The sequence below is a fragment of the Alcanivorax sp. NBRC 102024 genome (assembly GCF_001602235.1).
Taxonomy (GTDB): Bacteria; Pseudomonadota; Gammaproteobacteria; order Pseudomonadales; family Alcanivoracaceae; genus Alcanivorax.
In genome coordinates, this window is sequence record NZ_BDAS01000004.1 from 284373 (window position 1) to 296149 (window position 11777).

At 59.9% G+C, this 11777-nt stretch carries 11 protein-coding genes; 9 read left to right on the forward strand and 2 right to left on the reverse strand.

Going from position 1 to position 11777, the window contains the following annotated elements; all coding sequences use genetic code 11:
• The first annotated feature begins 7 nt into the window (after positions 1-7).
• The 4 genes from lpxK to murB all read left to right on the forward strand — a co-directional run bounded on the left by lpxK (position 8) and on the right by murB (position 3387).
• Positions 8-991 carry a tetraacyldisaccharide 4'-kinase gene (gene lpxK, locus A0251_RS09230; protein WP_062816558.1) on the forward strand — a complete coding sequence of 328 codons (984 nt, stop codon included), beginning with the start codon at positions 8-10 and terminating at the stop codon, positions 989-991.
• Between the two features lie 142 nt (positions 992-1133).
• Positions 1134-1892 (forward strand): 3-deoxy-manno-octulosonate cytidylyltransferase, encoded by a 759-nt coding sequence (gene kdsB / locus A0251_RS09235; protein WP_062816559.1) that lies wholly within the window; start codon positions 1134-1136, stop codon positions 1890-1892.
• On the forward strand, positions 1889-2362 hold the full coding sequence (locus A0251_RS09240; protein ID WP_197461892.1) for a low molecular weight protein-tyrosine-phosphatase: 474 nt from the start codon (positions 1889-1891) through the stop codon (positions 2360-2362). Before kdsB ends, A0251_RS09240 begins: the two co-directional genes overlap by 4 nt.
• Positions 2359-3387 (forward strand): UDP-N-acetylmuramate dehydrogenase, encoded by a 1029-nt coding sequence (murB, locus tag A0251_RS09245; protein WP_062816560.1) that lies wholly within the window; start codon positions 2359-2361, stop codon positions 3385-3387. The genes A0251_RS09240 and murB overlap by 4 nt, the downstream gene beginning before the upstream one ends.
• A 149-nt stretch (positions 3388-3536) precedes the next feature.
• Here murB and rne read toward each other — a convergent pair whose 3' ends face one another.
• The gene (gene rne / locus A0251_RS09250) at positions 3537-6791 is read right to left on the reverse strand and encodes a ribonuclease E (RefSeq protein ID WP_082810817.1); all 3255 of its coding nucleotides are present in this window, start codon (positions 6789-6791) and stop codon (positions 3537-3539) included.
• A gap of 736 nt (positions 6792-7527) precedes the next feature.
• On the opposite strand from rne, the gene A0251_RS09255 reads away from it, so the two are divergent.
• From A0251_RS09255 to sppA, 3 genes are read left to right on the forward strand one after another with little or no spacing between them, the layout of a single operon-like run.
• On the forward strand, positions 7528-8481 hold the full coding sequence (locus A0251_RS09255; protein WP_062816562.1) for an RluA family pseudouridine synthase: 954 nt from the start codon (positions 7528-7530) through the stop codon (positions 8479-8481).
• Positions 8478-9155 carry an HAD-IA family hydrolase gene (locus A0251_RS09260; RefSeq protein ID WP_062816563.1) on the forward strand — a complete coding sequence of 226 codons (678 nt, stop codon included), beginning with the start codon at positions 8478-8480 and terminating at the stop codon, positions 9153-9155. The genes A0251_RS09255 and A0251_RS09260 overlap by 4 nt, the downstream gene beginning before the upstream one ends.
• The gene (sppA, locus tag A0251_RS09265) at positions 9156-10130 is read left to right on the forward strand and encodes a signal peptide peptidase SppA (RefSeq protein WP_062816564.1); all 975 of its coding nucleotides are present in this window, start codon (positions 9156-9158) and stop codon (positions 10128-10130) included. It begins immediately after the preceding gene.
• Positions 10131-10191: 61 nt separating this feature from the next.
• On the opposite strand, the gene A0251_RS09270 is transcribed toward sppA, so the two are convergent.
• Positions 10192-10782 (reverse strand): nucleoside triphosphate pyrophosphatase, encoded by a 591-nt coding sequence (locus A0251_RS09270; protein WP_062816565.1) that lies wholly within the window; start codon positions 10780-10782, stop codon positions 10192-10194.
• Between the two features lie 220 nt (positions 10783-11002).
• Here A0251_RS09270 and A0251_RS09275 point away from each other — a divergent pair, with 220 nt between their 5' ends.
• Together A0251_RS09275 and rpmF are read left to right on the forward strand one after the other, a co-directional pair.
• Positions 11003-11518 (forward strand): YceD family protein, encoded by a 516-nt coding sequence (locus A0251_RS09275; RefSeq protein WP_062816566.1) that lies wholly within the window; start codon positions 11003-11005, stop codon positions 11516-11518.
• A gap of 33 nt (positions 11519-11551) precedes the next feature.
• Positions 11552-11740 (forward strand): 50S ribosomal protein L32, encoded by a 189-nt coding sequence (gene rpmF, locus A0251_RS09280; protein WP_035247326.1) that lies wholly within the window; start codon positions 11552-11554, stop codon positions 11738-11740.
• Positions 11741-11777: the final 37 nt, after the last annotated feature.

Consider the following 11777-nt stretch of genomic DNA (forward strand, 5'->3'; position numbering starts at 1 on the left):
GTCGGCCATGGGCTCATTGAGCGAATGGATTCAACAGGGCTGGTACAAGGGCAGCCCCTGGCTGGTGCCGCTGAGACCACTCTCCCTGCTGGTGTCACTGGAAGCCAAGCGCCGGCTGCAACGGTTCCGCAAGCAAAGGCCGTTACCGCCGGTGCCGGTGTTGGTCGTCGGTAATATCACCGTGGGCGGTACCGGCAAGACCCCGTTGGTGATCGCCCTGGTCCAGGCCGCCGTTGCCCGTGGATTGAAGGTGGCAGTGGTATCCCGGGGATTCGGAGGCAAGACGGATCAGTATCCCCGCCAGGTCACGGCGGACAGCAATGCCCTGGAAGTGGGAGACGAGCCGGTGCTCATCGCCCGTCGCACCGGGGTGCCGGTTATTCTGGACCCGGACCGCCGTAACGCTCTGGATGTGGCGATTCGTGAGCACAGCCCGGATCTGGTAATTAGCGACGATGGGCTGCAGCACTATGCCTTGCCCCGCAGCGCTGAAATTGTTGTGGTGGACGGCCAGCGTGGTCTTGGTAATGGACGCTGTTTGCCGGAGGGTCCGTTGCGCGAGCCGGCCACTCGCCTCAAGGAGGTGGATTTCGTGGTCAGCACCGGTGGCGGTTGGAGTGGGGCATACCCCATGATAATGCGCCCTGCAGACATCACCTCCCTGGCCACGGAGGAAACGCTCGATCCCCGGGCATTCCTGCGCAAGCATCCCCAGGTCCATGCGGTGGCCGGTATTGGCAACCCCAAGCGCTTTTTCAATCTGCTTAGTATGCTGGGTCTTGGCACGACTCCTCATGTCTTCCCCGATCATCACGCTTTCCAGCCAGCGGATCTGGCTTTTGCTGATGGGCTGCCCGTACTCATGACGGAGAAGGATGCGGTCAAATGCGCTCCTTTCGCAGAGCCTCACTGGTGGTACCTGCCGGTGACAGCCAGTTTGCCTGAGGGGTTGCTGGAGCAGATGCTGGACCGGGCGCTGGGAAAGGAATAGCTGCAAGCTACAAGCTTCAACGCGGAATAGGCTTTGTTTTATTGTGAGCGGCGCTGGTCGCGGCTCATGTGTTTCAACAATCCTTTGCTCGCGTTGTAGCTTGCGGCTTGTAGCTTGAAGCTTTACTGAATGAGGTTTTCTAATGAGTTTTTATGTGGTGGTGCCTGCCCGGTACGCATCAACCCGCCTACCGGGTAAACCGCTGGCGGATATTGCCGGCAAACCCATGGTGGTACGAGTCGCCGAGCGCTGCCAGCAGAGTGAGGCGGGGCAGGTCTATGTGGCCACCGATGACAGCCGCATTGCGGCTGCCCTGGACGGACAGGTGCCGGTGGTGATGACCCGGGAGGACCATCCTTCGGGCACCGATCGTCTTCAGGAAGTGGCCGCCACACTGGGATTGGCCGATGACGATATTATCGTCAATGTGCAGGGCGATGAGCCGTTGATTCCGCCGTCGGTGATTAACCAGGTAGCCGCCAACCTGGCCGCCAATCCTTCCTGCCAGATGGCCACTCTGTGTGAGCCCATCGATGATGCGGACTCTCTGTTCAACCCCAATGTGGTGAAAGTGGTGTTCGATGACCAGGGTCGAGCCCTGTATTTTTCCCGTGCGCCGATCCCCTGGCATCGCGATGGCTTTGCGGAGGGTGGCAGGGATATCCGCGATGGCCAGTGGTGGCGGCACATCGGCATCTATGCCTATCGGGTGTCTTTCCTTCACCAATATGTCCAGTGGCCGCCAGCCCAACTGGAACAACTGGAATCCCTGGAGCAGCTGCGAGCCATGGCCAACGGCGTGGCGATCCATGTGGCGCCGGCCACTGAGGTCGTACCCGGTGGGGTGGATACCCCGGCAGATCTGGAGCGCCTGCGAAAACAACTGGGAGGGCAGGTATGACGGTGTCCGTCCTGTTCGTCTGTCTGGGTAATATCTGTCGTTCGCCGACCGCTGAAGCGGTCTTTCGCGAGCGGGTGATCGCCGCCGGCCTGGAAGCGCATATCCGTATCGACAGCGCCGGTACCGGTGACTGGCATATCGGTCGTGCCCCGGATCCCCGCACCCGGGAAGCGGCGGCCCGCCGCGGTTATCAGATGGATACCCTGCGTGCTCGGCAGGTGAGTCCGCAGGACTTCTATGAATTTGATGTGGTATTGGCCATGGACAATACCAATCTGGCGGATCTGCAAGCCATGCAGCCAGCGGATGTGAATGTGACGCTGGGCCGGTTTCTGGATTACTCCACCGCCGCGTCAGTGAAAGAGGTGCCGGATCCTTACTATGGCGGCGAGGACGGTTTCGACCGGGTACTGGACCTGATTGAGGGCGGTGCCGACGGTCTGCTGGACGCGTTGCGGGAGCGGCTATGAGCCTGCCGCCGGCACTGATAGAAACGGATGCGGATCTGAGTGCACTGAACACCCTGCGCCTGCCTGCCCGGGCCCGACGTCTGGCCCGGCCAGCCACGCTGGATGCCCTGGAGCAGGTGCTGGCAACGCGGGATCCATCACAGCCGTTACATGTAATCGGTGAAGGCAGCAATCTGGTGATCCAGAATGATTTGCCCGGTCTGACACTGTGTCCGGCCATGGACGGTATGGCCAGGGTAAAAGAGGATGAACACTGTGTCTGGGTCGCTGCCGGTGCCGGAGTGCACTGGGATGACCTGGTGGGCTGGACGGTGGAGCAGGGCTGGCAGGGACTGGAAAACCTGTCATTGATTCCCGGCACCGCCGGGGCGGCACCTTTCCAGAATATCGGCGCGTATGGGGTAGAGCTGTCCCAAGTGCTGGAGCAGGTGACCGTCATGGAAGTGGCAACCGGTCGGGTGACTCACTTTGCTGCCGAAGAATGTGCGTTCGCCTACCGTGACAGCCGTTTCAAAAGCCGTGATCGCGGCCGTTATGTGATTACCGGCATCGAGCTGCGCCTCAACAAGATACCCGCCTGTAATGTGAGTTATGGCCCCCTGAAAGAATACTTCGGCCATTTACCCAGTGACGAAATATCGCCGGCGTCCGTGCGCGAGCGAGTGATTGCCGTGCGTCAGAGTAAATTGCCTGACCCGGCGGTACTGGCCAATGCGGGCAGCTTTTTCAAAAATCCGGTGGTTACTGCCAGCAAGGCGGGGCAACTGAAAAAGAGCTTCCCGGGCCTGGTGGGCTATGAGCAGCCCGAGGGCATCAAGCTGGCTGCCGGTTGGCTGATCGAACAGGCCGGTTGGAAGGGCCGCAGGTTGGGGCCCGTGGGTATGCATATTGAGCAAGCTCTGGTGCTGGTCAACCATGGCGGCGCGACCAGCGATGATGTGCTGGCACTGGCCTCTGCCGTGCGTCGTGATGTGTGGGAGCGCTTCGGCGTCAGCCTGGAGCAGGAGCCGGTCCTGCTGCCGTAATAGCGGAGCTGTACGAACGAGAGAGTATGCGTGCTTGAGCGCGAAGAGTTCGCCTTAGGCTCAGTGCACCCTACGTTTTGGAAAGCACCCATAAAAAAAGCCCCGCTCAAAAGAGCGGGGCTTTTTTTATGGTGAAGAGTCAGCTTACCTCAGGATTCCGAGGAAGCATCCTCTTCTGCGGCTTTGGCGGCGGCGGCCGCTTCGGCCTGTTGCTGCCGACGACGCTGGCGCGGGTCATTGCTGGCCCGGCCCATTTCTGCGGCGGCGGGCTTGGCTTCGGCGCGTACCGCTTTCACCTCGGTGGCCCGGCTGGGGAGCGCATTGGCTTCCGGCTCGGGGGCCGCCTTCGGCTTCTCCGCTTCACGGGGAGCCGGCGCAGTGCGCTGGTAGCCCGGTTGGCGCGGATCATTGCTGGCGCGGACCGTCGTATCGCCTTCGGCCGGGCTCTTTTCTGCCACCGGTTCGCTGGCGGCAGGCTTGTCTTCCGCCTGAACCGGGGACTCTGCAGCGGGCGCCTGGGCAGGCGTTTCTGCTTTGGCCGTGTCCTGGGCTTGTGGCGCAGCTTGCTCAGGGGCTTTGGCAGCAGCTGGTTGCGGTGCAGCGGCGGGCTGCTCAGCGTTGGGTGCGGCCGCTTTCGGCGTTTCGGCCTGGGACGCTTCTGTTTCCTGGGCAGGTTTCTCCGCAGCAGGCGCGGGCGCTACCGGTTTTTCGGCCGGTTTCTCGGGCGCTTCAGCGTGCGGTTTCGCTTCAGCCTTCGCTGGCGGCTCGGCGTTTACCGGCTGCTTGGGCTGGGTGTCTGCTTGCGGCTTTTCCGCAACCGGAGCCGGGGTGGCAGCTTGCTCAGCGGGTTGTGCCTCGGCGTCGGTCTCTACCTTTTCGGTTTTGGCCGTTTCCTGAGGCTGTGCCGGCTTGGCCGCGCGTTCACTTTCGGCTTTCTCTGTTTTCTCCGCCTTGCTGGCTGCCTGAGGCTGCGCACTGGCAGTGGGTTCCTGTGCCGGAACCAGCTTCGCCGGCGGATGGCCTTCATCGTCCTGCTCCGCTGCCGGGGCAGGGGAGCGGGTCGGTTGCGGCTTGTCGCCCTGCTTTACGTTGCGGGCCGGTTGAGCCTGCTGGGGCTTCTGATCGCCAGCAGGCTTGTCGCCACTGGCTGCAGTTTTTGCAGGACGCTGGCGTTCGCGCAGGGGACGGTCATCCTTGGCATCGTTGCGACGGGGTGCCTTGGGCCCCTTGCTGTCACTGCTGCCTTCGGTGTTGTCCTGCTGCTGGGGCTTCTTGTTGCGTGGCTTGTTACCGCCGTCGCTCTTGTCGCCCTTGTTGTCATTGCGGCCTTCATTGTTACGACCGTCGTTACGGTTGTCGCCGCCACGGTTGTCGTTGCGGTTACGACGGTTGTCGTTACGGCCGCGACGTTCGTTGCGATTGTCGTCCTTGTTGTCGCCGGAGCGGTCTGCGGAACGGTTGTCCGACTGGCGGTTATCGTTCTTGCGATTGCCACCGTCCTTGTCGTTCTGGCGTTTGTTGCGCGGATTGCGATTATCACTGTCGCCACCCTTGCCGCCGCTCTTGCCAGCATCCTGCTTGTTTCGGTTGTCGTTACGGTTACGGTTGTTGCCGCCGCGACCGCCGCGGGAGTGTTGCTGGCGCGGGTTACCCTTGCCCTGGGGCTGGGGTTTCTTGACCTTGGCCGGCTTGGGCTCGCTGGTAAAGATCTGCGCCAGCCAGGTGAAGAAGCGGGCCAGGATACCCAGATTTTCTTTTGCGGTAGCCGCCGGTGCCGGAGCCGGCTTCGGCGCTGGCGGGGCGGTATCCGGTGCCATCAGTTTGACCGCCGGCTCCTGGGTCTTGATTTCCGTATCCTGGGCGGAAGCGATATCCGCATCCTTGTTTCCTTCCAGCAGCTCCATCTCGTGGCTTGGCTGGGCGGTGGTTTGGTCATCGCGAATCCGTTCCACCTCGAAATGCGGGGTTTCCAGATTCTGGTTGGGGATGATGACCACACGCACGTTATGCGCATCTTCAATGGCGCGCAGGGGTTCGCGTTTTTCGTTCAACAGGTAGGTGGCCACGGCCACTGGTACCTGGGCCTGGATCTCGCCGGTGCGCTCCTTCATGACCTCTTCTTCGATCAGGCGAAGGATGCTCAGCGCCAGGGATTTCACGTCACGGATATGGCCCTGTCCGTTACAGCGCGGGCAGACAATGCTGGAGGTTTCCCCCAGGCTCGGCCGCAGCCGCTGTCGGGACAGCTCAAGCAGGCCAAAGCGCGAGATGCGACCCAGCTGGATACGGGCCCGGTCAGCCTCCAGGGCATCGCGCATGCGGTTTTCCACATCGCGCTGATTGCGTGCCGGCCCCATGTCGATGAAGTCCACCACGATCAGGCCGCCGATATCACGCAGGCGCAACTGGCGGGCGATTTCATCCGCCGCTTCCAGGTTGGTGTTCAGGGCGGTTTCCTCGATGTCCGCGCCCTTGGTGGCCCGGGAGGAGTTGATATCGATGGATACCAGCGCTTCGGTGGGATCGATGACAATGGAACCACCGGACGGCAGTTTGACTTCACGCTCGAAGGCGGTCTCGATCTGGGATTCGATCTGGAAGCGGGAAAAGAGCGGCGTCTCATCGCTGTACAGCTTGATCTTGTGCTGGAAGTCCTGCATGACCTGCTGCACGAAGCCCTGGGCCTCGTCGTAGACTTTTTTGGAGTCGATCAGGACTTCGCCAATGTCCTTGCGCAGATAATCGCGAATGGCGCGGATGATGACGTTGGATTCCTGGTAGATCAGGAAGGGCGCCTTGCGTTCCCGGGAGGCATCATCAATGGAATTCCACAGCTTCAGCAGGTAGTTCAGGTCCCACTGCAGTTCTTCGGCGCTACGGCCCAGCCCTGCGGTGCGAACAATGACCCCCATTTCATCGGGGATGGTCAGCGCGCCCAGGGCTTCCTTGAGCTGCTGGCGTTCCTCACCCTCAATGCGACGGGAAATACCGCCGGCCCGGGGGTTGTTGGGCATCAGTACCAGATAGCGGCCGGCCAGGCTGATGAAGGTGGTGAGGGCGGCGCCTTTATTGCCGCGCTCTTCCTTGGCCACCTGGATAATGACCTCCTGGCCTTCCTTGATGACTTCCTTGATGTTGATGCGACCCTGGATATCTTTCGGGTCTTTCTGGAAGTACTGGCGGGAAATTTCCTTGAGAGGGAGAAAACCGTGGCGTTCAGCGCCGAAGTCCACGAAGGCGGCTTCCAGGGAGGGTTCTACCCGGGTGATCTTGCCTTTGTAGATGTTGGCCTTTTTCTGTTCGCGGGTTCTGTGTTCGATATCCAGGTCATACAGCCGTTGGCCGTCGACCAGTGCCACCCGAACCTCTTCAGGGTGAGTGGCGTTAATAAGCATACGTTTCATGGTGCTACCACAAGGTTGTGGTGGCATGAGGCAGGGCCGGAATGTAACCGGTAGCAGACCAGGGGGAGTGCTGGCAGGCTTGTCACGGGCAGGGCGCACGCTGGGCGTGTTTAATCGCTTTCCTGGGTGATGATTGTGCCTGAGTCAGCGGCTCTCCGAGTTGTGTGCAATGTTTAGTGCGTAATCGTACTGGCAAGTGGCCAGTCTATAATGCTTCACGCGATTGCCGTGGTTAGCGTCACACAGCAATGTGTAAACTCTTGTCTGTCTGTTTTCCAGGTCGTTTGACCGGCGCTGCAGCCACCATCGTTAATGTTCAGGGTCCGTCATCGGACGCTGTTTAAATGGGTTCATCTGCAGCGTTTGCCCACACTGCATTCTGCGAATGGGCGATAACGCTTGTTGTAAACCTGAGGCGGGCTCTGTCTTCACGGCTATGCCGGAGCGGGCCGGACGGCGAATGTTCGCTGCGCGTCGCCGTCGCCTATATTCAGGTCGACGCTTGACTATAGCAGCAAAAGCCAAGGGGGATCAATCAGATAGGAAGGGGGCAGTGAATAGTTAATCGTTAACAGTTAATAGCTTTACAGTATCGATTCTTTGTTGTTGATAGGCATTGGCCCGCGCTTGTGAGTTGGGTGTGGGCTGGTGGCATTTTAGGTGGGAATGCACTTTTGCGCGGAAGTATTCACTGTTAACTGTTCACTATTAACTGCTTTTCTATAGAATCGCCGCCATGTCAGACGAGACCCCCGCAGCGGATCGTGTCAGCTTCGTGACTATCGACGAAGGCCGTCACGGTCAACGCCTGGACAATTTCCTCTTCACCCACCTCAAAGGGGTGCCCAAATCCCGTGTCTACCGGATTATCCGCTCCGGGGAAGTGCGGGTGAATAAAGGGCGCGCCAAACAGACTACCCGGCTGGCCAGTGGCGATGTGGTGCGTATCCCGCCGATCCGTACCAGTGAATCCGAGGCGCCACCGGTGGTCAGCAGCGGACTTACCGAGCGGCTCAGCCGTGCCTGCGTCTATGAGGATGACCAGCTTTTCGTTTTCAACAAGCCCGCGGGGCTGGCCGTGCATGGTGGCAGCGGGGTGAGCCTGGGGCTGATTGAGGCCCTGAGGGTCATTTACCCCCAGGAAAAGGAAATGGAACTGGTACACCGACTGGATCGGGATACCAGCGGCCTGATCATGGTGGCCCGCAAGCGTGCCTTTCTGCGCAAGCTGCAGCGACTGATGCAGGCCGGTCAGGTAGAGAAACGCTACTGGCTGCTCTGTCAGGGGTTCAAGGGCAAGGAGCGGACCCTGGAGGCGCCTCTGCTGAAAATGCAGAACGGCAACGAGCGAATCGTCCGGGTGTCCCGGGAGGGCAAAGCCTCGGTGACCCATTTTCGCATGCTGGAGCGGTTGGCGGACGCACAGTTGGTGGAAGCCACCCTGGAAACCGGGCGCACACACCAGATTCGCGTGCACAGCCAGTTTGGCGGGTTCCCTCTGCTGGGGGATGACAAATACGGCACGGACAAAGGCGCCGCGTTGCTGGCCAGCATCGGTCACAAACGGCTGTGCCTGCATGCCCGGACCCTGGTTTTTCCTCACCCGAATACCGGCAAGACGGTTTCCCTCACCGCGCCGCTGGATGAGGATTTCGAGGCCATCCTGACCGCCCTGCGAGGTGCCCGGTGAATTATGATCTGGTGATCTTTGACTGGGATGGCACGGTGATGGACTCCACCGGGCGTATCGTCAGCTGTATGCAGCTTGCGGCGGGGGATCTGGGGTTGCCTTCACTGCCCGATGAAGTGGTGCGCAGCATTATCGGACTGGGGCTGCCGGAGGCAATCGGGACGCTGTACCCGGTGCTGGACGGCGGTGGCATCGAATCCATGCGCGAGCGCTATGCATTCCACTTTATTGCCGCAGAGGCGACCCCCAGCGCGCTCTATCCCGGTGCCGAATCGTTATTGACCGAACTGCGGGATACCGGGCTGAAGCTGGCGGTCGCCACAGGCAAAAGCCGCAAGGGGTTGCAGCGGGTATGGGGCAATACCGGGCTGGATCGTTACTTCCATGCCTCCCGTTGCGCCGATGAAAGTCATTCCAAGCCACATCCCGCCATGGTGCTGGAGTTGCTCGAAGAGCTGGCGGTGCCGGCACAGAGGGCGATTGTTGTGGGTGACACCACGTTTGATCTGGAGATGGCTCGTGCCGCCGGTGTTGATCGTGTTGCGGTCAGTTACGGTGCCCACCCGGTGGAGAAGTTATTGCCTTGTGAGCCTCTGGCTGTCATTGATAGATTGCACCATCTGCTGCCTGTACTGGGTTTGGCAGCCACTGAACTGGTTACGGAGAGTCTGTAAATGGAAAATCAGTCCCCATCTTCCCGTCCCGGGAATGAGCGAGAGTGGAAACTCATCGAGAAATTGCTGGGCCAGGCCCAGGACGAGCACCGCAAATCCCGTCGCTGGGGTATTTTCTTCAAGATTCTCACTTTCGTTTACCTTTTCGTGCTGCTTTTCGTCATGTTGCCGGGCAAAACCGGGGAAAGCATGACAGTCACCGAGGAGCATGTGGGGTTCGTTAACGTCTCCGGCGTGATTGCCCCGGATCAGGATGCCAGTGCGGATATGATTGTCTCCGGGCTGACTCGGGCTTTCGAAGCGGAAAACGCCAAAGCTATCGTCCTCAAGATCAATAGCCCGGGCGGCTCACCGGTGCAGTCCAACCAGGTTTACAACGCGATCAAGCGGCTGCGTGCCGAGTACCCGGAGAAGAAGGTGTACGCCGCCATTACCGATCTCGGTGCTTCTGGCGCCTATTACATTGCCTCTGCCGCGGATGAAATTTATGCGGATCCCGCCAGTATCGTGGGGTCCATCGGTGTGATTATGGCCGGTTTCGGTTTCCAGGAAGCTGCGGACAAGCTGGGTGTGGAGCGCCGTGTGCTCACCGCAGGAGAAAACAAGGCAGTGATGGATCCGTTTTCTCCGATCAGCGCGGATGATCGAGAGCATATGCAGACGATGCTGGATGAGATCCATCAGCAGTTTATTACCGCCGTGAAGAATGGCCGAGGCGATCGTCTCAAGGCAGATACCCATCCGGAGATTTTCTCTGGCCTGTTCTGGACCGGTGAGAAAGCGCTGGATCTGGGGTTGGTGGATGGCCTGAAAAGCCCCGGTGACGTGGCCCGGGATGTGGTCAATCTGGAAGAGATGGTGAACTACAGCGTCAGCCGCTCGCCCCTGGAAGAGTTCGTCCGTCGTTTCGGTGTTTCCATCGGCGAAGGTGTCGCCAAGACGCTGGGCCTGTCGGCGGCTCCGGAAATTCGCTGAAAGAGCGCCGCCAGCTAGCGGGTTCCGGAGGCCGCATTGCTCCGGAGCCCGCGCCATTCCTTTATAGAGGCAGAGAGAGTCCCTCCGCTGCCAGGAATTCCGTCAACAGAATCAACGGCAGGCCCACCAGGGTATTGGGGTCGCGGCCTTCCATTGCCTTGAACAGGACGATGCCCAGTCCCTCGGATTTGAAGCTGCCGGCGCAATTGAGAGGTTGTTCTGCGTCCACATAGCGCTCGATCTGTTCCGGGCGCAGAGTGCGAAACTGCACGTGAAAAGGGTCGCAGGCCACCTGGCTTCGTCCGGTGGCGGTATTGAGCAGGCACAGGCCGGTAAGAAAAGTGACCCGCTGGCCGCTGGCTGACGTCAGCTGATCGATGGCCTTTTCCCGTGTGCCGGGTTTGCCCAGCACCTGATCGCCGATCACGGCGACCTGGTCAGAACCGATAATCAGTGTATTCGGGTGGTCACCGGCCAGAGCCGAGGCCTTGTTCAGGGCCAGGCGCATCACCATTTCACGGGGAGATTCGCCCGCCAGGGGGGATTCATCGATATCCGGGCTCTGGTGGATAAAATCCACACCTAACTTGTCCAATAACTGGCGACGGAAAGGTGAGGATGAGGCAAGTAACAGGGCAGGGGTGTCGGTCATGATAATCTCCGCTTCAGGCGCGGCAGAGTGTAGTGATTTTCCCGGGATGGAAGAAGGGCTGTAGGCCGTTAAACCGGGTAAAATGACCCGCCTGGGCCGGATTTCTGCCTCCAGACCGGTAATCTTTTTGCCGGTTACAAAAAACTCTTTTCACGTCAGTAGCTTAGCTGACCACATTAACTTTGACAGGCGGGCCTTGCGGCCCTAGAATTGCGCGCTTATGTTTTCAGGGCAACTGCCACAGTTCCTCGATCCCCGCAAATACGCGGATCAGGGTCGCGTCGTTGAGGGCCAGCTCACCGTTGGAGACCTGCCTCGCCTGCAGGAATACCACGAAAGTCTGGACCAGCCGGTAGCAATATCACTGGCGTTCGGTCGTGATGAAGAGGGGCATCGGCGTATCGAGGGCGAGGTTAGCACGAAACTGGTGCTGCCATGCCAGCGCTGCCTGGAGCCAGTGACCTGTGACGTACAGGCGACCATCAATGTGGCGCTGGTATGGAATGAGGATCAGGCCAAGGCGTTGCCGGAGCGACTGGACCCCTGGCTGGTTGGTGAGGAGCCCATGGTGCTCACCGATCTGCTTGAAGAGGAATTGTTGCTGGCCATGCCGTTGGTGGCACTGCATGACTCTTGCCCGACAGCTTTACCGCACGAGAGCGGTAAACCTGAGAAACAGGAAAACGCGGATAACCCTTTTGCCGTGCTGGCCAAATTAAAAGGTCAAGGCAAGTAAATTCAGGCTGAATAAACGCCCGAGGAGTTCGAAATGGCTGTTCAGAAGAACCGTAAAACCCGTTCCAAGCGCGGCATGCGCCGTTCTCACGACGCGCTGACTTCTGCCGCGCTGACCGAAGATACCAACACCGGTGAAGTTCACCGTCGTCACCACATTTCTCCGGACGGCATGTACCGTGGCCGCCAGGTGATTCGTCAGGTTGAGACCGACGACGAATAAGTGACGCGGGAGCCAGGGGCTCCCGTTTTGCTGTGTG

What these genes read in the sequence shown, in the direction of transcription:
- A0251_RS09240 (WP_197461892.1), top strand. Translation starts at nt 1,889, where the DNA reads ATGACGGTGTCCGTCCTGTTCGTCTGTCTGGGTAATATCTGTCGTTCG.
- sppA (WP_062816564.1), top strand. Translation starts at nt 9,156, where the DNA reads ATGGAAAATCAGTCCCCATCTTCCCGTCCCGGGAATGAGCGAGAGTGG.
- rpmF (WP_035247326.1), top strand. Translation starts at nt 11,552, where the DNA reads ATGGCTGTTCAGAAGAACCGTAAAACCCGTTCCAAGCGCGGCATGCGC.
- A0251_RS09275 (WP_062816566.1), top strand. Translation starts at nt 11,003, where the DNA reads ATGTTTTCAGGGCAACTGCCACAGTTCCTCGATCCCCGCAAATACGCG.
- rne (WP_082810817.1), bottom strand. Translation starts at nt 6,791, where the DNA reads ATGAAACGTATGCTTATTAACGCCACTCACCCTGAAGAGGTTCGGGTG.
- lpxK (WP_062816558.1), top strand. Translation starts at nt 8, where the DNA reads ATGGGCTCATTGAGCGAATGGATTCAACAGGGCTGGTACAAGGGCAGC.
- A0251_RS09255 (WP_062816562.1), top strand. Translation starts at nt 7,528, where the DNA reads ATGTCAGACGAGACCCCCGCAGCGGATCGTGTCAGCTTCGTGACTATC.
- murB (WP_062816560.1), top strand. Translation starts at nt 2,359, where the DNA reads ATGAGCCTGCCGCCGGCACTGATAGAAACGGATGCGGATCTGAGTGCA.
- A0251_RS09270 (WP_062816565.1), bottom strand. Translation starts at nt 10,782, where the DNA reads ATGACCGACACCCCTGCCCTGTTACTTGCCTCATCCTCACCTTTCCGT.
- kdsB (WP_062816559.1), top strand. Translation starts at nt 1,134, where the DNA reads ATGAGTTTTTATGTGGTGGTGCCTGCCCGGTACGCATCAACCCGCCTA.